Raw genomic sequence first — 20,868 nt, 5'->3', positions numbered from 1 at the left:
TAATGAATTTCCGCCTGACCGGACTTGCTCTGGCAACAACGGTATTAGTGGGATGTGCCAGTTCCGGCAGCCAGGAGCCTCAGGGACGTTCGGATCCGCTGGAAGGCTTCAACCGTTCAATGTTCAACTTCAACTACAACGTGCTGGACCCGTATGTGCTGCGTCCGGTGGCTGTGGCGTGGCGTGACTATGTGCCGGTGCCGGCGCGTAACGGCCTGAGCAACTTCACCAGCAACCTCGAAGAGCCGGCCACCATGGTGAACTACTTCGTGCAGGGCGACCCGTATCAGGGGATGGTGCACTTTACGCGCTTCTTCCTGAACACCCTGCTGGGGATGGGCGGCTTCATCGACGTTGCCGGAATGGCGAACCCTAAACTGCAGCGCGTCGAGCCTCACCGCTTCGGCAGCACGCTGGGCCATTATGGTGCGGGCTACGGTCCTTACGTCATGCTGCCTGGCTACGGCAGCTTCACGCTGCGTGAAGACGGTGGTGACTTTGCCGATACGCTGTATCCGGTGCTTTCCTGGCTGACCTGGCCGATGTCTATCGGGAAATGGACGGTGGAAGGGATAGAAACGCGTGCCCAGCTGCTGGACTCTGACGGCCTACTGCGCCAGTCTGCTGACCCGTATGTCACGGTGCGTGAGGCTTACTTCCAGCGGCATGACTTCCTGGCCAACGGCGGCCAGCTGAAGCCGGAAGCGAACCCGAACGCGGCGGCGATTCAGGATGACCTGAAAGATATCGACTCCCAGTAACCAGGGGATCTGAAGACAGAAAGCGAGCGTTCGAGCTCGCTTTTTTATTGTCATCATAATGACATAAATTGACACATCTTTACCCATCAGCATTTTGTATTGGTATGTTATAAGATAACAATTGTAAAATGCTGCGCAAACCTTGCGCGCCTCACCTTTAAAACATCATGCCACCTACCCGGTTACCCGAAGCTGAACTGCTGCCTCAGGCGCTGCCCGCTCGTTATTCGCTGGCCGCCGCGCAGGCCCGACTCGCTGCGCGAACGGTGTTCGTCTTAACCTTCTCGCTATTTATGATGCTCCTGCTGGCGCTGACCGTCAGTATTCTGGAGCCCGCCTCGCGCTGGGTGTCACTGCTGTGCAGTAACGCCGCTGCGTTATTGTTACTGGCGATTTCACTGCATGCCGCCCAGCGTATTTGCCAGTGGCGCAGCGGTAAAGTTACGCCTCAGGCAGAATCTCAGGCTCAGCCGGAAGAAGCCCCAAAGGGCAGTATTGCCCGCTGGTTTACAGGCGCTGTGCCGCTGAATTTTGCCCGCATTGAAGCCTTTTTTAAGGCTGAGGGAATTTGGTCCGGCGCACTTGGCGCGCTGGCGTTCTATATTGCTCTTTCCGGCTGGAACACCAGCTTTGTTCCGCTGGCGGAGAACAATAACCGCTGGATAGCCGTTGCCTGCCTGATAGCCTCGCTTTTTGTCCTGCTGGTGGCCGAGCGCCATCTTAGCGCTGTGCCTAAAGAGGCTTCGCCCGAGGCCGGGCCGGTAGCTCCGCTGTTACGCCTGGTGATGGCGGTGCAGCTGCTGACTCTGCCTGGGCTTATCTGGCCGCAGCTTAACAGCCCGCTGGTGATAAATCTGCCCGCCGTGCTGGTGCTGCTGGTTTCAGCAGAATTTATGCTGCGCGGCCTGTTCTCTCTGTTTGCCCCGCCCGGCGACGGCACCGCAGAACCTGTTCTGATCCCTAAAAGCCAGCTGGCAGCGCAGCTCACCTGGCCGCCGCGGCCGTTCAGCTTTTTGCAGCAGGAACTGCATCAGCGTTTTGGCATAGACCTGCGTCAGGTCTGGGCGTTTACCGTCTTAAAACGCGCCTTTATTCCTATGCTAGCCATTATGCTGCTTTGCGGCTGGCTGCTAACCGGGCTGCAGCAAATTTCGGCCACCGAGCGCGGCGTCTATGAGCGCTTTGGGCGTTCGGTCGCGGTGCTTGAGCCGGGCCTGCATCTGGGCATGCCGTGGCCGTTTGGCCGGGTTTGGCTGACGGAAAACGGTCAGGTACATGAGCTGGCCGCCGGGGAAGATCCTGCGAATCAGCCGCCGCTAAAACGTGCTGACGCCGAAGGGCCTGCGCCCGCCAGCGCTGACCGCCTGTGGGATGCCACCCATAACTTCGACAAAGCGCAAATCATCGCCAGCCAAAGCGGGGACCAACAAAGCCTGCAAATCGTGAACAGCGACGTGCGCTTTATGTGGCGCATCGGGCTGAGCGATAAAGCCGCGCTGGCGGCAACCTACCGCGCAGTGAATCTTCAGGAGCTGGTGCGTAGCACCGCGAACCAGGTGCTGGTGCATCAGTTTTCCTCTTTAACGCTGGACGACGTACTCAGCGAGCGGCGTGACGACCTTGCCCTGCAGATTAACCGCGCCGTGCAGCAGCAGCTGGATAACCTGAACAGCGGCGTGGAGATTCTTTCTACCGTCGTTGAGGCAATTCATCCCCCTGCCGGAGCAGCCGACGCGTTTCACGGCGTGCAGGCCGCGCAAATTGCGGCCCAGTCGCTGATCCTCCGGGAGCGTGGCAGTGCGGCAGAAAAAGCCGCGCTGGCCGCAACTAATGCGGCGGTGCGCCAGAACACGGCGCAAATCAACGCCACCGAAGCGTTAAGCCTGGCTCAGGCCACGGCGACCCGCTTTGCCGCGCAGAAAAATGCGTACCAGCAGGCCGGGCAGGTCTTTATTGACGAGCTTTGGTTTAAGCAGCTTCAGCTGGCGCTCAGCGGCCGTCCTTTGCTGGTTATCGACCAGCGGATCGGGGCCGATTCTCCGCCGACGCTTGACCTGCGTGATTTCCCCACTTCGACCGATGCAGCGCGCCGCGATGCGCCAGCTAAACCCGCACAGGAGCTTTCCCGGTGAGCCACTCGCACTCTCATGGACATCATCACCATCATCATGGTCACGGCTGTGGCCACGATCGTTCTTCTGCCCCGGAAGGCGGTAAAAAAGGGATCTGGAAGCGTATTACCGCCGCCGCTGTGCTGGTGCTTATCCTGCTTGCTGCCGCGAGCCTGGTACAGGTGCGATCCGGCGAATCGCTGGTGATCACTCGCTTTGGTAAACCCGTTCGGGTGCTGCTTGAGCCGGGGCTTGCCTGGCGAATTCCGGCGCCTTTTGAAACCGCAACGGTGGTGGATCTGCGCCTGCGGACGACATCAAGCGGGCTGCAGGATGTAGGCACTCGCGATGGTCTGAGGATCATCGTTCAGTCCTATGCGGTGTGGGAAGTAGACAACACGCCTGAGCACGTGCAGCGCTTTATGCGGGCGGTGCAGAATCAGCCGGATGAAGCGGCGCGCCAGATCCGTACTTATTTAGGTTCAGCGCTGGAAACCACCGCCAGCGGCTTCACGCTTTCTCAACTGGTGAATACCGACGGCAAGCAGGTGCAGCTGGCGCAGTTTGAATCGCATCTTCAGCAGCAAATCAGCCAGCCGCTGCTGCAAAGCTACGGCATCCGGCTGGTACAAATGGGCACCGAGCGCCTGACGCTACCTGCCGTCACGCTTAATGCCACCGTTGACCGTATGCGCGCCGAGCGTGAAACCATCGCCATTGAACGTACGGCGGAAGGTAAACGCGCAGCGGCAGAAATTCGCTCCGCAGCGGATCGCGATGCCCGTATTACCGAGGCGCAGGCTTCGGTGAAAGCGGCGGATATTGAGGCTCAGGCTCAGGTGCAAACGGCCTCTATTTACGGCAAAGCCTATGCCAGCGCGCCACAGCTTTACAGCCTGCTGCGTCAGATTGATGCCCTCAGCGGCATGGTCAATGCGCAAACCCGGCTGGTGCTGCGTACCGATGCCAAACCGTTCAGCCTGCTGGTTGACGGGCCACAGATGGATAAAGCTGCGGATAAAAAACCATGACCGAACGGCAAAAACTTGAGCCCGGCGGGCCGTGGACGCAGTCGATCCGGCTGGCGTTTATCGCCATCTTTGTGCTGACGCTGTTTGCCGCCGGAGCCTGGCTGCTGTCAAACGTCCGGCAAATCCCGGCGGGAAGCAGGGCGGTAGTGCTGCGTTTTGGCGCAGAGCAACGTGTCGCCGAGCCGGGGCTGTTGCTTGCCTGGCCCGCGCCGGTGAATGAAGTGGTGATGGTGCCGGGGGCGGATCGGGTGATTGAGCACCGGGTGACCGCCCTGCTGCGTTCGCCCGAGGCGCAAAGTCTGGATATTAACGGCGGTCCTGGGAACGACGCTGTTTCGGGTTCCGGCTTCCTGCTGACCGGTGATGCGGGCGTGGTACAGCTGGATATCAGCGTGTTCTACCGGGTCAGAACGCCGACAGCCTATGTGCTCCAGGGCAAACATGTGTTGCCGCTGCTCGACAGGCTGGTTGAACGCGCGGCGGTGGCGGTCTGTGCTTCACGCGATCTGGATACTATTCTGGTCGCCCGCCCCGAAATGCCTGGCAACGACATGAACGTTGCCCAGCAGCGCGAACAGCTGCGCAGTGACGTGCAGCGTAACATTGAGCAAAACCTGCTGCGGCTTCAGCAGTCGGGAAGCGACGCGGGTATAACGCTTGAGCGAGTGACCGTTCAGTCCGCCTTACCCCTGGCAACCGTGACGGCGTTCAATGCGGTATTAACTGCCAGCCAGCAGGCGTCGAAAGCGGTGGCGACCGCGCAAAGTGACGCTTCGTTAACGCGCCAGAAGGCGGTGCAGCAGGCCGATCAGATGCTGCAAACCGCCCAGGCAAACGCGCAGGAAAGCGTGGCTAAAGCGCAGTCGGATACCGCGACTATCGCCCATCTGGCCAGCAACCATGACGACCCAGACTTGCTGGGGCGAATTTACCGTCAGCGGATAGCCGAGATTTTGTCCCGGGCCGGATCGGTGATTACCGTGTCGCCGCAGGATGACGCTCATCTGATTTTGCAGGGCGTGGCGCAAAAAGAGGCGGCTAAACCATGACTTCTTCAGTCCAGGCCGGCGGGGCGCTGACCCGTCAGGAACAGAAACATATTACTCGCCAGCTGCTGCTGGCGCTGATTGCCAGCGGGGCGCTTATTCTCGGCCTGCTCTGGCGCTGGCTAGCGCCTCAGCAGGTTGCCGTCGGCGATTTACTGCTGGGCGCGGCATCCCTCGTTGTGGCGGTACCGGTGCTGCGGCATGCGCTGCACAGCCTGCGTTACCCCAGCCTGCACGGGCTGACAGACCAGCTCATTGCGCTGGCTTTGCTGGGCGCGTGGGCGACGGGCGATCTTCTGACGGCCGCGCTGCTGCCGCTGATCATGATTGTCGGGCATATTCTTGAAGAGCGCAGCGTGATCGGCTCTCAGGAAGCTATCGAAGCGCTGAGCAAGCTCACGCGCAGCCGCGCCAGACGCGTTGGCGCTGACGGTCAGTTGCAGGATATCGACAACCACGATCTTGAACCTGGTGATGTGGTTGAGGTGCGTGCCGGGGATCATATTCCCGCTGATGGCCTGGTGCTGGAGGGCAAAGCAAGCCTGGATACGGCGCCGATCACCGGTGAGTCGGTACCGCAGGAAGTTGAGCCCGGTGCCGAAGTTTTTGGTGGGGCGATAAACCTTGATGGCCTGCTGCGCATCCGGGTCACGCGTACCGGGGAAACGTCGACGTTGGGGCGAGTCATCGCTCTGATGCAAAGCGCCGAGCAGGCAAGTCCGCCGATAACCCGGCTGCTGGAGCGCCATGCGGCTCGCTATCTGTTGCTGGTGTTGATGATTGCCGCCAGCACCTGGTTCCTGACGCAGGATGCCCAGGCGATGCTGGCGGTATTGGTGGCCGCCTGCCCGTGTGCGCTTGTGCTCTCCGCGCCAGCTTCCTCTATTGCCGGGCTGACGGTTGCCGCCCGCCACGGCATTTTAATTCGTGGCGCAGCTTTTCTTGAGGAACTGGCGGAGATCAACGCCGTGGTGGTCGACAAGACAGGGACTCTGACGCACGGCAAGCTGCACCTGCAGGCTGTGGGACCTTTTGGCAATACCGATCCTGATATGCTGAAAACCCTGGCGGCCAGCCTCGGGGCGACGAGCAACCATCCGGTTAGCCGTGCGCTGAGCGAGATTGTTTCACGTGAGGCCTGGCTCCCGCTCGATAACGTGCGCGAACATCAGGGATTAGGCGTTTCTGCTTCTACCCCACAGGGCGAAGCCGTGCTCGGCAGGCGCGAGCTGTTGGCCACAACGCTTGCTGACTTACCGGATGCCCCGGAGCATGACGGCCCGATTGTCGGGCTGGCGCTGGATGGGCGTTTTCTTGGCTGGCTGCTGCTGGCCGATAGTCTGCGAAGTGAGGCGGCAACGGCGATGGCCGAGCTGCGCGAGCTTGGGCTGAACCGTCAGCTTTTACTGACCGGCGATCGCCAGTCGGTTGCCGACCGCATTGCGCAGCAGGTGGGTATTGTCGACGTGGTGGCTGGCGCGCTTCCCGCGGATAAGCTGGAGCAGGTGAAGCTGCAAATCGACAGCGGTTACCGGCCAATGGTTATCGGCGACGGCATCAACGATTCGCTGGCGCTCAAGGCAGGAGTGGTCGGCGTGGCGATGGGGGCCGGAGGCTCTGATATTGCGATGTCGTCGGCGGATATTGTACTGATAGGCAGCGATCTTCGTCGGCTGGGCACCTGCGTGCGCTTAAGCCGCCGCTGCCGCCGTACTTTGCAGGTCAACGTATTTATCGGGCTCGGCTGGACGCTGGCGATTGTCGCGATGGCGGCTTTTGGCTGGCTGGGGGCATCGGGCGCAGTTGTCGCCGCGCTGCTGCATAATCTCAGCACGCTGCTGGTGCTGGGCAATGCCGGCCGGCTATTAAGGTTTGAAGAAAAGCTGAGCGAGCAGAAATAAAAAAACCGCCTTCGTGATGAAGGCGGTTTGCTTTTCGGGGCGGTAACTTAGAACGCGTAGTTGAAGTTCGCGCCGTACAGCCAGGCTTTACCTTCAGATTTGAAGGTGTATGGGCCTTCTTCGATGGTGACTTTCTGGCCGTGCATGTAGGAAACACCTACGTCCACAGAAGCGTCTTTGTTAAACGCATAAGTGGTACCGGCGCTCAGCCACAGGCGGTCCTGATCCGGAATGGAGATAGAACGCTTGTCGGCCGGAACCGGGCTGTCATCAAAGGCGATACCGGTACGGAACGTCCAGTTATCGTCCATGAAGTAGGTGGTGCCCAGCGCGATGCGGTAAGCATCCTTGAAGCCTTCGTCTTTATAGAACAGCGTCTGGCCGTTGTTGCCGGTCGCTTTCAGCTCCTGGAACTGGCTCCAGCTGGTGTAGGTCAGGCTATAGTGCACGGCCCACTTCGGCGCCACTTTGTTATAACCGGACAGTTCCCACATTTCTGGCAGGTGCAGGCTCAGAGAACCCGGTACGGTTTGGCCATTGGTGCCTGAAGGCAGACCAAAGTTAGACAGCAGCGGGTTATAGGCCGCCGGCAGGCTGCTCTTATAGTCGCCGTCGAAGTCAACTTTCACTTCAGAACGATAGGTAAAGCCGTAGCGGTTATCTTTGTTGATTTCATAAAGAATACCGGCGTTCCAGCCAAAGCCCCATTTGTCACCCTTGAGGTGCGCAATCTGAGTATTGGCCGGTAATGTGCCGATAGCCTGGCGCTGAGCCGGGGTCAGCGGGGAAGACGGGTTACCCGCAATCAGCTGCGGCAGGTCACCCGCATAGCGCTCAATCTTCGCTTTCGCGTAGACAGCATCAAAGCCCAGACCGAAGCTCCAGTTGCTGTTCAGGCGGTAGGCACCGCTCAGGTTCAGGTTCAGGGTGGTCAGGTCGGTCGTGCCACCCATGGAACCGGCGGTATAGCTGTCATTATATTCGGTGGCCAGGCCGTAGTTAGAGGTGACGGATGCACCCCAGCCGAACTGGTCGTTAATCGGCGCGACAAAGTGCAGGTTAGGCACCCATGCGGTCGGCGCGATGTTTTTTGCATCGGTGCTTTTGCCGGTTTTTGAGGTACCGGAGATATCTACGTCCGGGTCAACGAAGATGGCGCCCGCGGAGAAAGAAGGGCGGTCAAACATCATGATGGTGGCGGGGTTGCGGCTTGCTGAACCCGCATTATCCGCGACTGCACCTTCCCCCGAATACGCTCGGCCAAGGCCAGAGGAAGAGAACTCGTTTAATTGAAAGCCGGCGGCATACGCCTGGGAAGAGACTATTGCCACTGCAACCGCGAGGGCTGACTTTGCAAACAGGTTTTTCTGGCTCATGACCAAAACCTCATTGATTTATTTTTATGCAAACAATGTTACATACCGTAACAGGAGCGCGAATAGTAGGGACTGATCGGGTACAGAGAAATCAGACCAGTGGCGAGAGTATAGGTCCGACCAGCGAGGATGTTGCAAGTTTGTTTCTAAAGTTTTTCAAGTTTGATCTTAAAAACGGGATCTGCTTGGCAAAATCCGGGGGAACTTCCCGGCAAACGGCGGATGTTATTTGTTTTAGATCATTTTTAAGTGTGATTTCCGTCACTTGTCGGTTTTGTGAGGATTATCAACTGGAGCAGAAACAACCGTGGGCGTAAAATGCCCACAATTGTATTAACCAATCTCCCTTTTTAGGCCGCATTACAGAGGAAAGCGTGATGAGTAAAAATACCGCCGATGAAACCCCAGTTTGCTGCTGCATTGATGTCGGTTCCATTATCGACAACACAGATTGCATCGCTTCCTACAGCCGCGTATTTGCTGATAAAGCACAGGCTGATGAGGTTCTGGCAGCCTTAACGGCCAAAGCCCGCGAAGTAGAATCCGAGCCTTGCCAGATTACCCCGCGTTATACCGAAGTGGCTGATGGCGTGCAGTTGGATATCGACTTCGTGTTCAGCTGCCAGGCTGAAACCATGATCTTCCAGCTCGGCCTGCGTTAATCCCCTCTGCCAAACACCCTGCATTGTGCGGGGTGTTTCATTTCGTTATGTAATAATTCGTGTCGCTTCTCCCATTTTTCTCGCCCGCCGGTTGGCTGGATGTGAATTTTTAGTTAAGACTGTGATCAGGTCAGACCACTTTTTGTCTGTATTCACTTTTTTTAGCAGGGGAGCGTTATGAGTCAGGCACTGCCGTTGATTACCCGCCAGGGCGATCGTATTGCCATTGTCAGTGGTTTACGTACGCCGTTTGCCCGCCAGGCCACGGCTTTCCATGGTATTCCCGCCATCGATCTCGGCAATATGGTGGTGAGCGAGCTGATGGCGCGCAGCGAAGTGCCGCCCGAAGCTATCGAACAGCTGGTTTTCGGCCAGGTTGTACAGATGCCAGAAGCCCCAAACATTGCCCGCGAAATCGTACTTGGTACCGGTATGAGCGTACATACCGACGCGTATAGCGTGAGCCGTGCCTGCGCCACCAGTTTCCAGGCCGTTGCAAACGTGGCCGAAAGCCTGATGGCCGGGACTATCCGAGCCGGTATTGCCGGGGGCGCAGATTCCTCTTCCGTGCTGCCTATTGGCGTGAGCAAAAAGCTGGGCCGCACGTTGGTGGATGTGAATAAAGCGCGCACGCTCGGGCAGCGCCTGAAACTGTTTTCCAAATTACGTCCTCGCGATTTATTACCGGTTCCCCCTGCGGTGGCGGAATACTCAACCGGCCTGCGGATGGGCGACACCGCCGAGCAGATGGCGAAAACCCACGGCATCAGCCGCGAAATGCAGGATGCGCTGGCTCATCGTTCCCACGAGCGTGCCGCGCAGGCCTGGCAGGAAGGTAAACTTGCCGATGAGGTTATGACGGCGTTTATTCCGCCATACCGCCAGCCGTTTGCTGAAGATAACAACGTGCGTAAAGGCTCCAGCCTGGCTGATTATGCAAAACTGCGCCCGGCGTTTGACCGCAAGCACGGCACCGTTACCGCCGCGAACAGTACGCCGCTGACGGACGGCGCGGCGGCCGTTATCCTGATGACGGAATCCCGCGCGAAAGAGCTTGGCCTCAAGCCGCTCGGCTACCTGCGCAGCTACGCGTTTACCGCCATTGATGTCTGGCAGGATATGCTGCTTGGCCCGGCATGGGCTACGCCACTGGCGCTTGAGCGCGCCGGGATCACCCTGAATGATTTGACGCTGTTTGATATGCACGAAGCTTTTGCCGCGCAGACGTTAGCCAATTTGAAAATGCTTTCCAGCGAAAACTTCGCCCGCAACGTGCTGGGCCGGGCTCACGCCACCGGTGAAGTGGATGACGCTAAATTTAACGTGCTGGGTGGGTCGATTGCCTACGGACACCCGTTTGCGGCCACTGGCGCAAGGATGATCACCCAAACGCTGCACGAGCTGCGTCGCCGTGGCGGCGGTTTTGGCCTTGTTACGGCGTGTGCCGCCGGCGGCCTCGGTGCGGCAATGGTTCTGGAGGTGGAGTAATGGAGCAGAAAGGCGCATTCGATTTACACATCCGTCTGGATAACGTTGCCGTGGTCACCATCGACGTGCCTGGCGAGAAGATGAATACCCTGAAGGCCGAGTTTGGCGCTCAGGTACACGGCATTATTAAAAAGCTGCGCGACAACCCGAGCGTGCAGGGGCTGGTGTTTATCTCCGGCAAACCTGACAACTTTATTGCCGGGGCCGATATCAACATGATTGCTGGCTGTAAAACGGCCGGGGAAGCGCAGGAGCTGGCGCGGCAGGGGCAGCAGATCATGGCGGAAATCGCCGCGCTGCCGATGCCGGTTGTGGCCGCTATCCACGGCGCCTGTCTGGGCGGCGGGCTGGAAATGGCGCTTGCCTGCCATGCCCGAATTTGCACTGACTCGCCCAAAACGCAGCTTGGCCTGCCGGAAGTTCAGCTGGGCCTGCTGCCGGGCTCGGGCGGCACTCAGCGTTTGCCACGCCTGATAGGCGTCAGTAACGCGTTAGACATGATTTTGACCGGCAAGCAGCTGCGCCCTCGCCAAGCGCTGAAGCTGGGGCTGGTGGATGACGTGGTGCCAGAGTCCATTCTGCTGGAAACCGCCGTTGAGCTGGCGCTTAAAGGAAGAAAACCTTCGCGTGAGCTGCCGGTAAAAGAGCGAGTGCTTGCCGGGCCGCTGGGGCGCTCTCTGCTGTTCAGCCTGGTCAGCAAGAAGACTGAGGCAAAAACCCAGGGTAACTACCCGGCAACTCGCCGCATCATCGACGTTATTCGTACCGGGCTGGAGCAGGGGAGCAAAAGCGGCTATGAGGCCGAAGCTAAAGCGTTTGGCGAGCTGGCGATGTCTGCGGAATCTGCCGCGCTGCGCGGCCTGTTCTTTGCCAGCACTGAGTTAAAGAAAGAGTACGGCGGGGATGCAAAACCCGGCAAACTGAATGCGGTCGGTATCCTTGGCGGCGGGCTAATGGGCGGCGGTATTGCCTATGTGACGGCCACTAAAGGCAAGCTGCCGGTGCGCATTAAAGACATTAATAACGAAGGGATTAACCACGCGCTGAAATACAGCTGGGATCTGCTGGACAAAAAAGTTCGCCGCCGCCATATGAAGCCGGCCGAACGGCAGCGCGAGCTGGCCCGCATCTCAGGGGGAACCGATTATCACGGGTTCAGCCAGCGCGATATCGTGGTGGAAGCCGTGTTTGAAGATTTGGCCCTGAAGCAGAAAATGGTGGCCGAAGTGGAGCAGTACGCCGCGCCGCATACTGTTTTTGCCTCAAACACCTCGTCGCTGCCGATTGCTGACATAGCCGCTCAAGCTGCGCGCCCGCAGCAGGTTATCGGCCTGCACTTTTTCAGCCCGGTCGACAAGATGCCGCTGGTTGAGGTGATCCCTCACGCAGGCACCAGTGCGGAAACCATTTCCACCACCGTACAGCTGGCGAAAAAACAGGGCAAAACGCCGATCGTTGTCGGCGACAGCGCTGGCTTTTACGTCAACCGTATTCTTGCACCTTACATTAACGAAGCGCTGCGCTGCCTGACGGAAGGTGAGCCTATCGAACGTATCGACGAAGCGCTGGTTAAGTTTGGTTTCCCGGTAGGGCCCGTGCAGCTGTTGGACGAAGTTGGGATAGACGTCGGCACTAAAATTATTCCGATTTTGCAGCAGGCCTTCGGCGATCGCTTCGCCGCGCCTGAAAGCGTCGATGCAATCTTGAAGGACGATCGCAAAGGAAGAAAAAATGGTCGCGGTTTCTATCTTTATCCGGCGAAAGGGCGTAAAAGCAAGAAACAGCCGGATACAGCGATTTACAAGCTGTTAGGCGTGACGCCAAACGGGCGTCAGACCCCGGAGCAAATCGCCGAACGCTGCGTGATGATGATGCTCAACGAAGCCGCACGCTGCCTCGATGAGGGCGTGGTCAGAAGCGCACGGGATGGTGATATTGGCGGCGTGTTCGGCATCGGTTTTCCGCCGTTCCTGGGCGGGCCGTTCAGGTATATGGACAGCCTGAGTGCCGCGGACGTTGTGGCAAAATTACAGCGTTTAGCGGGTCAGTACGGGGAACGTTTCACCCCCTGCGAAAGGCTGATTATGATGGCTGAACAACAGCTTAGTTTCTGGCCGGCGTTGAAGCCGCAGCCGGTGACTGAGCATGACGAAGCGCTGAGCTAAAACCGGTAAATGTACGCTGCAAGGTCATTTTGTAAACAGATATTGACTATACTTGCAGCATTGAGGTAAAAGACAGCGTTTCATTCGATGTACGGATAAGGCACAATGCCCGGCTGCCGTGAACCCCACTTTTTCAGCGTGCGGGTTCAGGCGTTCCTGGTTAACAAAAGCGGTGCAATATGCAAGTTTTTATCATGCGTCACGGCGACGCAGCACTCGATGCTGCCAGCGACTCGGTTCGTCCCCTTACCCAATGTGGGTGTGATGAGTCCCGTCTGATGGCGACCTGGTTAACAGGTCAGGTGACAAGTATCGAACGTGTTCTGGTGAGCCCTTACCTGCGAGCTGAACAGACCCTGGACGTGGTGCGGGAAGCGCTGAACCTCCCGGAAAAAGAAGACATCCTGCCTGAGCTGCGGCCCTGCGGTGATGTGGGCCTGGTGGGGGATTACCTGCTGGCGCTGGCAAACGAAGGCGTTGAATCCGCGCTGGTGGTTTCCCACCTGCCGCTGGTCGGTTACCTGGTTTCCGAGCTTTGCCCGGAAGAGGCCCCGCCGATGTTTACCACTTCGGCAATTGCCAACGTCACGCTGGATCCGGAATCGGGTAAAGGCGTATTTAACTGGCAGATGAGCCCCTGCAATTTCAAGGTGGCTAAGGCTATCTGATTGCTGTGAGCATGAAAAAAAGAGTCGCGAAAGCGGCTCTTTTTGCGTTTTAAGTATTGAGAATTTTTCCCCTCACCCTAACCCTCTCCCCAAAGGGGCGAGGAGAATCTTTCACGCCGAATTTACGGCAGCTCCGGCGGCTGCCACTCTTCAATTTCTATTAGCACCAGCAGTGCGGCATCACCGCCGTACTCTTTCGGTGCCTGGTGAAACGCGACAATATGCGGATGCTGCGCCAGCCACAGCGGCGTTTGTTGCTTGAGAACGTGTTTACCGTGGCCGTGCATGACGCAGGCGCAAAATACATGTTCACGGCGACAGGCGGCAATCAGCGCCCCCAGCTCCTGTTTTGCCTGAAGCTGCGTCAGACCGTGCAAATCAAGAAACAACTCCGGGGAATAGTCACCGCGGCGCAGTTTCTTCAGCTCAAAATGGCTCACGCCTTCGCGCACATAGCGCATTGGCCCTTCGGTCGCCAGGCGAGGCTGAAACTCATCCGAAAAATAGTGGCTGGCATCGGCCTGTTCCTGTAGCAGGCGTTTTACCGGGACTTCCGTTATTTTTTTACGTACCGGGCGGTGAACAATCGTATCCTGAGCCAGTTTTTTGGTGCCGCTCATCAGGCCGCGAAAAAGCGCCTCGTCTTCGGAACTGAGCGGTGATTTCTTTTTCATGTATATCTCATCTCGCATTCGCTTTGTCGCCAGTTTACCCGCTTTCCCCATCGGCAATAAAGAAAACGCAAATTTCACCGCCTCCCGGCGTCGATGGGTGCTGATTTGTCGCCTCCTTCATGGCAAACTAGCCGATTATTATTGAACTAGCGTGAGTCGCCTGCGGAGGGCACGTGGATAAAATTTTCGTCGATGAGGCAGTAAACGAGCTGCATACCATTCAGGATATGCTGCGCTGGTCGGTCAGCCGCTTTAGCGCCGCCAACATCTGGTATGGGCACGGCACCGACAATCCATGGGATGAAGCCGTTCAGCTGGTTCTGCCAAGCCTTTACCTGCCGCTTGATATTCCTGAAGATATGCGTACCGCGCGCCTGACGCCAAGCGAGCGTCACCGCATCGTTGAGCGTGTGATTCGCCGCGTAAACGAGCGTATTCCGGTTGCTTATCTGACGAATAAAGCCTGGTTCTGCGGCCACGAGTTCTACGTTGACGAACGCGTTCTGGTCCCGCGTTCCCCAATTGGTGAGCTGATCAATAACCGCTTTGCCGGGATGATCGATCACGAGCCGCAGCATATTCTTGATATGTGCACCGGCAGCGGCTGTATCGGCATCGCCTGCGCCTATGAATTCCCGAATGCGGAAGTGGATATCGTTGATATTTCCCCTGACGCTATCGCCGTGGCCGAGCAGAACATTTCCGAGCATGGCATGGACCACAACGTCACGCCGATTCGCTCTGATCTGTTCCGTGACCTGCCTAAAGTGCAGTACGACGTGATTGTGACAAACCCGCCGTACGTTGATGAAGAAGATATGGCCGACCTGCCGGGTGAATATCACTTTGAACCAGAGCTGGGGCTGGCGGCCGGAAGCGATGGCCTGAAGCTGGCTCGCCGCATCCTGGCCTGCGCGCCGGACTACCTGGCCGACGGCGGGATCCTGATTTGTGAAGTAGGGAACAGCATGGTGCACCTGATGGATCAATATCCAGAGGTGCCGTTCACCTGGCTTGAGTTCGATAACGGCGGCGACGGCGTGTTTATGCTGACCAAAGCGCAGTTGATCGAGGCTCGCGAGCACTTCAGCATCTACAAAGATTAATTGCCGCACGTAAACGAGTCTTCGGGCTCGTTTTACTTCCCGCGCACAACACAACAACGACAACGGTGATTCAGTAAGGAGCCGTGATGGCTGGTAACAGTATTGGACAGGTTTTTCGCGTAACGACATTTGGTGAATCCCACGGCATCGCGCTGGGCTGCATTGTTGACGGCGTTCCGCCGGGCATCCCGCTGACCGAAGCCGACCTGCAGCACGATCTCGATCGCCGCCGCCCGGGCACCTCTCGTTACACCACCCAGCGCCGTGAGCCTGACCAGGTAAAAATTCTCTCCGGCGTGTTTGAAGGCGTAACGACCGGTACAAGTATCGGCCTGCTTATCGAAAACACCGATCAGCGCTCCCAGGATTACAGCGCCATCAAAGACGTGTTCCGTCCGGGGCACGCGGATTACACCTACGAACAAAAATATGGCCTGCGCGACTATCGCGGTGGCGGCCGTTCTTCCGCGCGTGAAACCGCCATGCGTGTGGCAGCGGGCGCGATTGCCAAGAAATACCTTGAGCAGAAATTCGGCATTAAAATTCGCGGCTGCATGACGCAGATGGGCGATATTCCGCTGGAAATCAAAGACTGGGATCAGGTAGAGCAGAACCCGTTCTTCTGCCCGGATCCGGATAAAATTGAAGCGCTGGACGAGCTGATGCGTGGCCTGAAAAAAGAGGGTGACTCTATCGGCGCGAAGATAACGGTTGTTGCCGACAACGTGCCGCCGGGCCTCGGCGAGCCGGTCTTTGACCGTCTGGACGCGGACATTGCCCACGCGCTGATGAGCATCAACGCGGTGAAAGGCGTGGAGATTGGCGAAGGCTTCGGCGTGGTGAACCTGCGTGGCAGCCAGAACCGGGACGAAATTACTCAACAGGGTTTCCAGAGCAACCACGCGGGCGGCATTCTGGGCGGTATCAGCAGCGGCCAGCAGATTGTGGCGAATATGGCCCTGAAGCCGACTTCCAGCATTACCGTGCCGGGCAAAACGATTAATCGCGAAGGCGAAGAAGTGGAAATGATCACCCGTGGTCGTCACGATCCGTGCGTGGGGATCCGCGCCGTGCCGATCGCCGAGGCGATGCTGGCCATCGTGCTGATGGATCACCTGCTGCGCCAGCGCGCCCAGAACGCTGACGTTTCTTCCCCGCTGCCTCGCTGGTAAGACGATGAAAAAACTCCTGATCGGGATGCTGGCGCTGGCCGCCAGCGCTCAGGCTTTAGCGGCTACGCCGTGGCAAAAAATCGACCATCCGATTGCCGGTAGCGCACAGTCTATCGGCGCGTTTTCCAACGGCTGTATCGTGGGGGCGCACGCTTTGCCGCTTGAGGACGCTCGCTATCAGGTGATGCGGCCGGATCAGCGTCGCTATTTTGGGCACCCCGATCTGGTGATGTTTATTCAGCGCCTGAGTAATCAGGTGAATCAGCTTGGCCTTGGCACGGTGCTGATAGGTGATATGGGCATGGCGGCGGGCGGGCGTTTTAGCTCCGGGCACGCCAGCCACCAGACCGGGCTTGATGTCGATATTTTCCTGCAACTGCCAAAAGCTCGCTGGACGTCGGCGCAGCTGCTGCGCCCGCAGGCATTGGACCTGGTCGCCGCCGACGGCAAGCGCGTAGTGCCGTCGCTGTGGAAGCCGGAAATCGACAGCCTGATTAAGCTTGCGGCCAAAGATAATGAGGTCACGCGTATCTTTGTGAACCCTGCCATCAAGCAGCGGCTTTGCGAAGATGCCGGGGCTGACCGGGACTGGCTGCGTAAGGTACGTCCGTGGTTTGCCCACCGCGCCCATATGCACGTACGTTTGCGCTGCCCGGCTAACAGCCTTGAGTGTGAAGATCAGCCTCTGCCTCCTCCGGGAGACGGCTGCGGTGCCGAGCTGCAAAGCTGGTTCGCGCCGCCTGCACCGGGCAGCACGCCACCGAAAAAGACAACGCCACCGCCGCTACCCGCCTCCTGTCAGGCATTACTGGATGAGCACGTTCTCTAAATGGAATGGTTTATGGTTTCCCCGTCGCTGCTGGTGGCGCTGTTTTTTGTCGCCATGCTCGCCGGGTTTATTGATGCTCTTGCAGGCGGCGGTGGGCTGCTGACGGTCCCGGCCTTGCTGGCTGCGGGGATGTCCCCGGCGCAGGCGCTGGCGACCAACAAACTTCAGGCCTGCGGCGGGTCGGTTTCTGCCTCGCTCTATTTCATTCGGCGTAAGGTGGTCAGCCTTGCCGATCAGAAACTCAATATTCTGATGACCTTTATCGGCTCCACCTGCGGTGCGCTGCTGGTGCAGCACGTGAAGTCCGATATCCTGCGTCAGATCCTGCCGCTGCTGATTATCGGCATCGGGCTTTATTTTCTGCTGATGCCAAAGCTGGGTGAAGAAGACCGCCAGCGCCGCCTGTATGGCCTGCCGTTTGCGTTAGTCGCCGGCGGCTGCGTAGGTTTTTATGACGGCTTCTTCGGCCCCGGCGCCGGGTCGTTTTACGCACTCGCCTTCGTGACGCTGTGTGGCTTCAACCTCGCCAAATCTACCGCCCACGCCAAAGTGCTTAACGCCACGTCAAACCTCGGTGGGCTGCTGCTGTTTATTATTGGCGGCAAGGTGATTTGGGGGACCGGCCTTGTGATGATGGCCGGGCAATTTTTAGGGGCGAGGGTGGGTTCACGCCTCGTATTGAGTAAAGGGCAGCAGCTGATTCGCCCGATGATCGTCGTGGTTTCGGCGGTGATGAGCGCCAGGCTGCTGTATGACAGCCACGGACCGGAAATCCTCCACTGGTTAGGGATAGCCTGAAATGAATAACGTAACAATGAGCAAACAGCACCATTATCAGGAGCTGATCGACGTGTTCGATAGCTGCTTCCTGGTCGAGTTTAATACCCGCCTGATTAAGGGCGACGACGAGCCCATCTATCTGCCCGCGGACGACGAACTGCCGTATAACCGTATCGTCTTTGCGCACGGCTACTACGCCAGCGGAATGCATGAAATTTCTCACTGGTGCGTGGCCGGTAAAGAGCGCCGCAAGCTGGTGGACTTCGGCTACTGGTATTGCCCGGACGGGCGAGACGCTGAGACCCAGGGCAAGTTTGAAGACGTGGAAGTGAAGCCGCAGGCGCTGGAATGGATGCTCAGCACCGCCGCGGGCTTCCCGTTTAACGTCAGCTGCGACAACCTGAGCGGCGATTTTGAGCCTGACCGTATTGCTTTCCAGCGTCGGGTTCATGCTCAGGTTATGACTTATCTGAAAGAGGGGATCCCTGAGCGTCCGGCACGTCTGATTGACGCGCTAAGGGCGTATTATGGCACCCCTGCGCTTGATGCCGGGCAGTTTGCCTGGCCAGAAGACCTAAACTAAAAATCACCTGTATGAAGAGGATGTATGATGATCGCGGAATTTGAGTCACGTATTTTGGCGTTGATTGACGAGATGGTGGAGCACGCCAGTGACGACGACCTGTTTGCCAGCGGTTATCTGCGTGGGCACCTTACTCTGGCCGTGGCCGAACTGGAAAACGGTGACGAGCATAAGCCAGAAGCGCTGCACGTCGTAGTGACCGACAGCCTGCAAAAGGCAATTCAGGCGGGTGAGCTTTCGCCGCGCGATCAGGCGCTGGTGCTGGGCATGTGGGATACTCTTTTCGAGAAGGCTAAGTTCTAAGACTGCGCCTTCCCCAGACCCTCTCCCCAAAAGGGAGAGGGGATAAAAGCTTCACAGAGGGGCTTATGAGGGGAAAATCATTTCACCGCTTTGCCTTTCAACAATTTCCTCACCCAAAGCCGGTTAGGGTTCAAGGCCGCGAGCGTGACGGCATCGAGCGGAATAGGTTCTTCGCTCATCTGTGCCGCCAGAATCTCTGAGGCCAGCGGCGCGCTGCACAGCCCGCGCGAACCCAGTGCTCCCAGCATATAAAGGTTGTTGTACACCGGAGACGGTGCCGCATTTTCACGATCCCCGGCAAGCCCTGCATATTGCTCCAGTGTGGCTTCATAATCCGGAACGCTGCCTACCATTGGTAGATGATCGCGTGAAGCACAGCGCACGCCACAGCGGGCTTCGTTCGCTGAAACGTCCACTTCTTTTGCCCATTCGGCATGCGGCAAACAGTCCAGCAGGCGCTGGCGATTATGTTGCTGATCTTCTTCGTTCCAGGTCATCTCTTCCCGGCCGCGATGATAGCTGGCACCGATGCAGTGATGCTGGTTCTGTGGATTAACCGGCGTCAGATAACCGTCATAGCACAGGACCTGGCGAAGCTGGCTTAACCCCGGCGTGGTTGGAATATGGCTGACCTGGCCGCCCACTGAATAAACCGGCAGATTTTGCGTTTGCGTAAACCGGCTGATTTGATGGCCGTTGGCCAGCACCACCGAGCCGTGTTGAACCGCTTCCTGCTGAGCAAACTCTATCTTCCAGCCGCCGTTATCGGGCGTTAAGCCGGTAGCCTGATGTCCATAGCGGATTTTCAATCCCTGCTGCCCGGCCAGTTCCAGCGCCCCGGCCGTAAGCTGCGCCGGGTAGAGCCAGCCGCCCAGCGGATAGCTAATCCCGCCGCACTGCGTGTCCACGCCACAGGTTTTCTCCACGGTTTCGGCGTCTACCGCCGTGGCCAGTAGCTCGGGCAGGCCAAGGCTGAGCATTTGCTCGATTTTATGGGCACTTTTTTCGTCCCAGGCGAGCTGGGTTACGCCACACCAGTCATGGTCAAACGCTACCGGAAGGGCGTCATACAGGCGTCGTGCAAAGGTGAATGCCGCCGGGAAAAAGGTCGTCAGCGCGGCATCATGTGCGGTAAGCAGAGGGTAAAGTGCGCCCTGGCGGTTGCCGGAAGCTCCCTGAGCCGGTGCCTCGTCTTCACAATACAGCGTCACCTGCCAGCCTCGACGCAGCAGCGCAAGAGAGAGCAGCGCGCTGGCTATTCCGCCGCCGATAATGGCGGTTTCGCGTTCGGGCGTGCCGGGGCGGGAGTACCACGGTGTGCGAGCTGGGGTTTCAACCGGTTCTTGCAGCGACCCGACGAGCATCTCGCGTTTGCGGCCAAACCCTTTGCTTCGTGTCACGGTAAAGCCTGCTTCTATCAGCCCCCGACGAACAAAGCCGGCGGAGGTAAAGGTCGCCAGCGTGCCGCCGGGGCGAGCCATGCGAACCATGGCCTGGAAGAGCTGAGGCGTCCACATATCCGGGTTTTTCGAGGGCGCGAAGCCGTCAAGGAACCAGGCATCTACCTGCTGATTCAGCGTGTCATCCAACTGAGATATCAGCTCGTTAATATCCCCCAACCACAGGTCCAGCGTAATGCGCCCGTTGTCCAGCAGCAGGCGGTGGCAGCCGGGCACAGGCTGCGGCCACTGTTGCTGAAGCTCGGCGGCGAAGCGGCTCAGTTCCGGCCAGTGCTGATGGGCTAGCGCGAGATCGGGGGCGGTGAGGGGGAATTTTTCAAAACTGATAAAATGCAGCCGTTTTAAGCAGGCACCCTCACGTTTCACACAAAATTCATCGAACGCTTGCCATAAAGTCAAAAAGTTAAGGCCGGTACCAAAACCACTTTCCGCGACCACAAAAAGCGGTCTTTCGTGGGTTGCAAAGCGTTCGGGAAGGTGGTTTCCGCCGAGGAAGACGTAACGCGTCTCTTCCAGCCCGTTATCGTTAGAGAAGTAAACGTCGTCAAAATCTCGGGATACAGGTGTACCTTCTTCGTTGAAACCGAGGTTGGCGGATTGTATAGGGGAATGTTTCACGTAAGTTGCTCGTGTGACAGGCAGTGGCTCGATCATAACGGGGCGAGCGGAGCGGCGCAAATTTCCGCATAATTTGGCTGATCGGACTTGTTCGGCGTACAACTGTACGCTATTGTGCCACACGAAATCCTACA

General features: G+C 58.1%; 18 protein-coding genes. 15 read left to right on the top strand and 3 right to left on the bottom strand.

What is annotated here, in order from left to right:
- Nucleotides 1-2: 2 nt before the first annotated feature.
- From mlaA to ACE38U_RS03590, 5 genes are all read left to right on the top strand, one after another.
- Entirely contained in the window at nucleotides 3-761 is a 759-nt protein-coding gene (mlaA, locus tag ACE38U_RS03610) for a phospholipid-binding lipoprotein MlaA (protein WP_038480689.1), read from the top strand.
- Between the two features lie 167 nt (nucleotides 762-928).
- The gene (hflK, locus tag ACE38U_RS03605) at nucleotides 929-2,893 is read left to right on the top strand and encodes a protease modulator HflK (RefSeq protein WP_375529183.1); all 1,965 of its coding nucleotides are present in this window, start codon (nucleotides 929-931) and stop codon (nucleotides 2,891-2,893) included.
- Nucleotides 2,890-3,903 (top strand): protease modulator HflC, encoded by a 1,014-nt coding sequence (gene hflC / locus ACE38U_RS03600; protein WP_038480695.1) that lies wholly within the window; start codon nucleotides 2,890-2,892, stop codon nucleotides 3,901-3,903. Before hflK (ACE38U_RS03605) ends, hflC begins: the two co-directional genes overlap by 4 nt.
- Nucleotides 3,900-4,952: a protease modulator HflK gene (gene hflK, locus ACE38U_RS03595; protein WP_038480698.1), complete on the top strand. Its 1,053-nt coding sequence runs from the start codon at nucleotides 3,900-3,902 to the stop codon at nucleotides 4,950-4,952. The genes hflC and hflK (ACE38U_RS03595) overlap by 4 nt, the downstream gene beginning before the upstream one ends.
- On the top strand, nucleotides 4,949-6,850 hold the full coding sequence (locus ACE38U_RS03590) for a heavy metal translocating P-type ATPase (RefSeq protein WP_375529182.1): 1,902 nt from the start codon (nucleotides 4,949-4,951) through the stop codon (nucleotides 6,848-6,850). Before hflK (ACE38U_RS03595) ends, ACE38U_RS03590 begins: the two co-directional genes overlap by 4 nt.
- 47 nt (nucleotides 6,851-6,897) lie before the next feature.
- Here ACE38U_RS03590 and fadL read toward each other — a convergent pair whose 3' ends face one another.
- On the bottom strand, nucleotides 6,898-8,226 hold the full coding sequence (fadL, locus tag ACE38U_RS03585; RefSeq protein WP_038480704.1) for a long-chain fatty acid transporter FadL: 1,329 nt from the start codon (nucleotides 8,224-8,226) through the stop codon (nucleotides 6,898-6,900).
- Nucleotides 8,227-8,603: 377 nt separating this feature from the next.
- Between fadL and ACE38U_RS03580 the strand changes: the two genes are divergently transcribed.
- The 4 genes from ACE38U_RS03580 to sixA all read left to right on the top strand — a co-directional run bounded on the left by ACE38U_RS03580 (nucleotide 8,604) and on the right by sixA (nucleotide 13,209).
- Nucleotides 8,604-8,888, top strand: coding sequence for a YfcZ/YiiS family protein (locus ACE38U_RS03580; protein WP_038480707.1), 285 nt, complete (start codon nucleotides 8,604-8,606; stop codon nucleotides 8,886-8,888).
- 177 nt (nucleotides 8,889-9,065) lie between these two features.
- On the top strand, nucleotides 9,066-10,376 hold the full coding sequence (gene fadI, locus ACE38U_RS03575; protein WP_375529181.1) for an acetyl-CoA C-acyltransferase FadI: 1,311 nt from the start codon (nucleotides 9,066-9,068) through the stop codon (nucleotides 10,374-10,376).
- A complete protein-coding gene (gene fadJ / locus ACE38U_RS03570) occupies nucleotides 10,376-12,541 on the top strand; it encodes a fatty acid oxidation complex subunit alpha FadJ (RefSeq protein ID WP_375529180.1) in 2,166 nt (721 codons plus the stop codon). Before fadI ends, fadJ begins: the two co-directional genes overlap by 1 nt.
- A 179-nt stretch (nucleotides 12,542-12,720) precedes the next feature.
- The gene (gene sixA, locus ACE38U_RS03565; RefSeq protein ID WP_154188776.1) at nucleotides 12,721-13,209 is read left to right on the top strand and encodes a phosphohistidine phosphatase SixA; all 489 of its coding nucleotides are present in this window, start codon (nucleotides 12,721-12,723) and stop codon (nucleotides 13,207-13,209) included.
- 122 nt (nucleotides 13,210-13,331) lie between these two features.
- On the opposite strand, the gene smrB is transcribed toward sixA, so the two are convergent.
- A complete protein-coding gene (smrB, locus tag ACE38U_RS03560; protein ID WP_038480719.1) occupies nucleotides 13,332-13,883 on the bottom strand; it encodes an endonuclease SmrB in 552 nt (183 codons plus the stop codon).
- Between the two features lie 173 nt (nucleotides 13,884-14,056).
- Here smrB and prmB point away from each other — a divergent pair, with 173 nt between their 5' ends.
- The 6 genes from prmB (at nucleotide 14,057) to ACE38U_RS03530 (ending at nucleotide 18,656) form a co-directional block, all read left to right on the top strand.
- Nucleotides 14,057-14,989 carry a 50S ribosomal protein L3 N(5)-glutamine methyltransferase gene (gene prmB, locus ACE38U_RS03555; RefSeq protein ID WP_038480721.1) on the top strand — a complete coding sequence of 311 codons (933 nt, stop codon included), beginning with the start codon at nucleotides 14,057-14,059 and terminating at the stop codon, nucleotides 14,987-14,989.
- Between the two features lie 86 nt (nucleotides 14,990-15,075).
- Nucleotides 15,076-16,161 (top strand): chorismate synthase, encoded by a 1,086-nt coding sequence (gene aroC, locus ACE38U_RS03550; RefSeq protein WP_038480724.1) that lies wholly within the window; start codon nucleotides 15,076-15,078, stop codon nucleotides 16,159-16,161.
- Between the two features lie 4 nt (nucleotides 16,162-16,165).
- A complete protein-coding gene (gene mepA / locus ACE38U_RS03545; RefSeq protein ID WP_375529179.1) occupies nucleotides 16,166-16,990 on the top strand; it encodes a penicillin-insensitive murein endopeptidase in 825 nt (274 codons plus the stop codon).
- Nucleotides 16,991-17,788: a sulfite exporter TauE/SafE family protein gene (locus ACE38U_RS03540; protein ID WP_038480730.1), complete on the top strand. Its 798-nt coding sequence runs from the start codon at nucleotides 16,991-16,993 to the stop codon at nucleotides 17,786-17,788.
- A gap of 16 nt (nucleotides 17,789-17,804) precedes the next feature.
- A complete protein-coding gene (locus tag ACE38U_RS03535; protein ID WP_375529303.1) occupies nucleotides 17,805-18,353 on the top strand; it encodes an elongation factor P hydroxylase in 549 nt (182 codons plus the stop codon).
- Between the two features lie 27 nt (nucleotides 18,354-18,380).
- Nucleotides 18,381-18,656, top strand: a complete 276-nt coding sequence (locus ACE38U_RS03530; protein ID WP_038480733.1) for a YfcL family protein — start codon at nucleotides 18,381-18,383, stop codon at nucleotides 18,654-18,656.
- Nucleotides 18,657-18,733: 77 nt separating this feature from the next.
- Here ACE38U_RS03530 and mnmC read toward each other — a convergent pair whose 3' ends face one another.
- Nucleotides 18,734-20,734 carry a bifunctional tRNA (5-methylaminomethyl-2-thiouridine)(34)-methyltransferase MnmC2/FAD-dependent 5-carboxymethylaminomethyl-2-thiouridine(34) oxidoreductase MnmC1 gene (gene mnmC / locus ACE38U_RS03525; protein ID WP_375529178.1) on the bottom strand — a complete coding sequence of 667 codons (2,001 nt, stop codon included), beginning with the start codon at nucleotides 20,732-20,734 and terminating at the stop codon, nucleotides 18,734-18,736.
- Between the last annotated feature and the right edge of the window lie 134 nt (nucleotides 20,735-20,868).

It is taken from the genome of Cedecea selenatireducens (assembly GCF_042138895.1).
In the GTDB taxonomy this organism is placed as follows: Bacteria; Pseudomonadota; Gammaproteobacteria; order Enterobacterales; family Enterobacteriaceae; genus Cedecea; species Cedecea selenatireducens.
This window is presented reverse-complemented; position numbering and strand designations above follow the sequence as displayed.

Coding starts and splice junctions, on each gene's coding strand:
- ACE38U_RS03590 (WP_375529182.1), top strand. CDS start 4,949: ATGACTTCTTCAGTCCAGGCCGGCGGGGCGCTGACCCGTCAGGAACAG.
- ACE38U_RS03540 (WP_038480730.1), top strand. CDS start 16,991: ATGGAATGGTTTATGGTTTCCCCGTCGCTGCTGGTGGCGCTGTTTTTT.
- fadL (WP_038480704.1), bottom strand. CDS start 8,226: ATGAGCCAGAAAAACCTGTTTGCAAAGTCAGCCCTCGCGGTTGCAGTG.
- ACE38U_RS03535 (WP_375529303.1), top strand. CDS start 17,805: ATGAGCAAACAGCACCATTATCAGGAGCTGATCGACGTGTTCGATAGC.
- mepA (WP_375529179.1), top strand. CDS start 16,166: ATGAAAAAACTCCTGATCGGGATGCTGGCGCTGGCCGCCAGCGCTCAG.
- ACE38U_RS03530 (WP_038480733.1), top strand. CDS start 18,381: ATGATCGCGGAATTTGAGTCACGTATTTTGGCGTTGATTGACGAGATG.
- ACE38U_RS03580 (WP_038480707.1), top strand. CDS start 8,604: ATGAGTAAAAATACCGCCGATGAAACCCCAGTTTGCTGCTGCATTGAT.
- mlaA (WP_038480689.1), top strand. CDS start 3: ATGAATTTCCGCCTGACCGGACTTGCTCTGGCAACAACGGTATTAGTG.
- fadJ (WP_375529180.1), top strand. CDS start 10,376: ATGGAGCAGAAAGGCGCATTCGATTTACACATCCGTCTGGATAACGTT.
- smrB (WP_038480719.1), bottom strand. CDS start 13,883: ATGAAAAAGAAATCACCGCTCAGTTCCGAAGACGAGGCGCTTTTTCGC.
- hflK (WP_038480698.1), top strand. CDS start 3,900: ATGACCGAACGGCAAAAACTTGAGCCCGGCGGGCCGTGGACGCAGTCG.
- hflK (WP_375529183.1), top strand. CDS start 929: ATGCCACCTACCCGGTTACCCGAAGCTGAACTGCTGCCTCAGGCGCTG.
- aroC (WP_038480724.1), top strand. CDS start 15,076: ATGGCTGGTAACAGTATTGGACAGGTTTTTCGCGTAACGACATTTGGT.
- sixA (WP_154188776.1), top strand. CDS start 12,721: ATGCAAGTTTTTATCATGCGTCACGGCGACGCAGCACTCGATGCTGCC.
- fadI (WP_375529181.1), top strand. CDS start 9,066: ATGAGTCAGGCACTGCCGTTGATTACCCGCCAGGGCGATCGTATTGCC.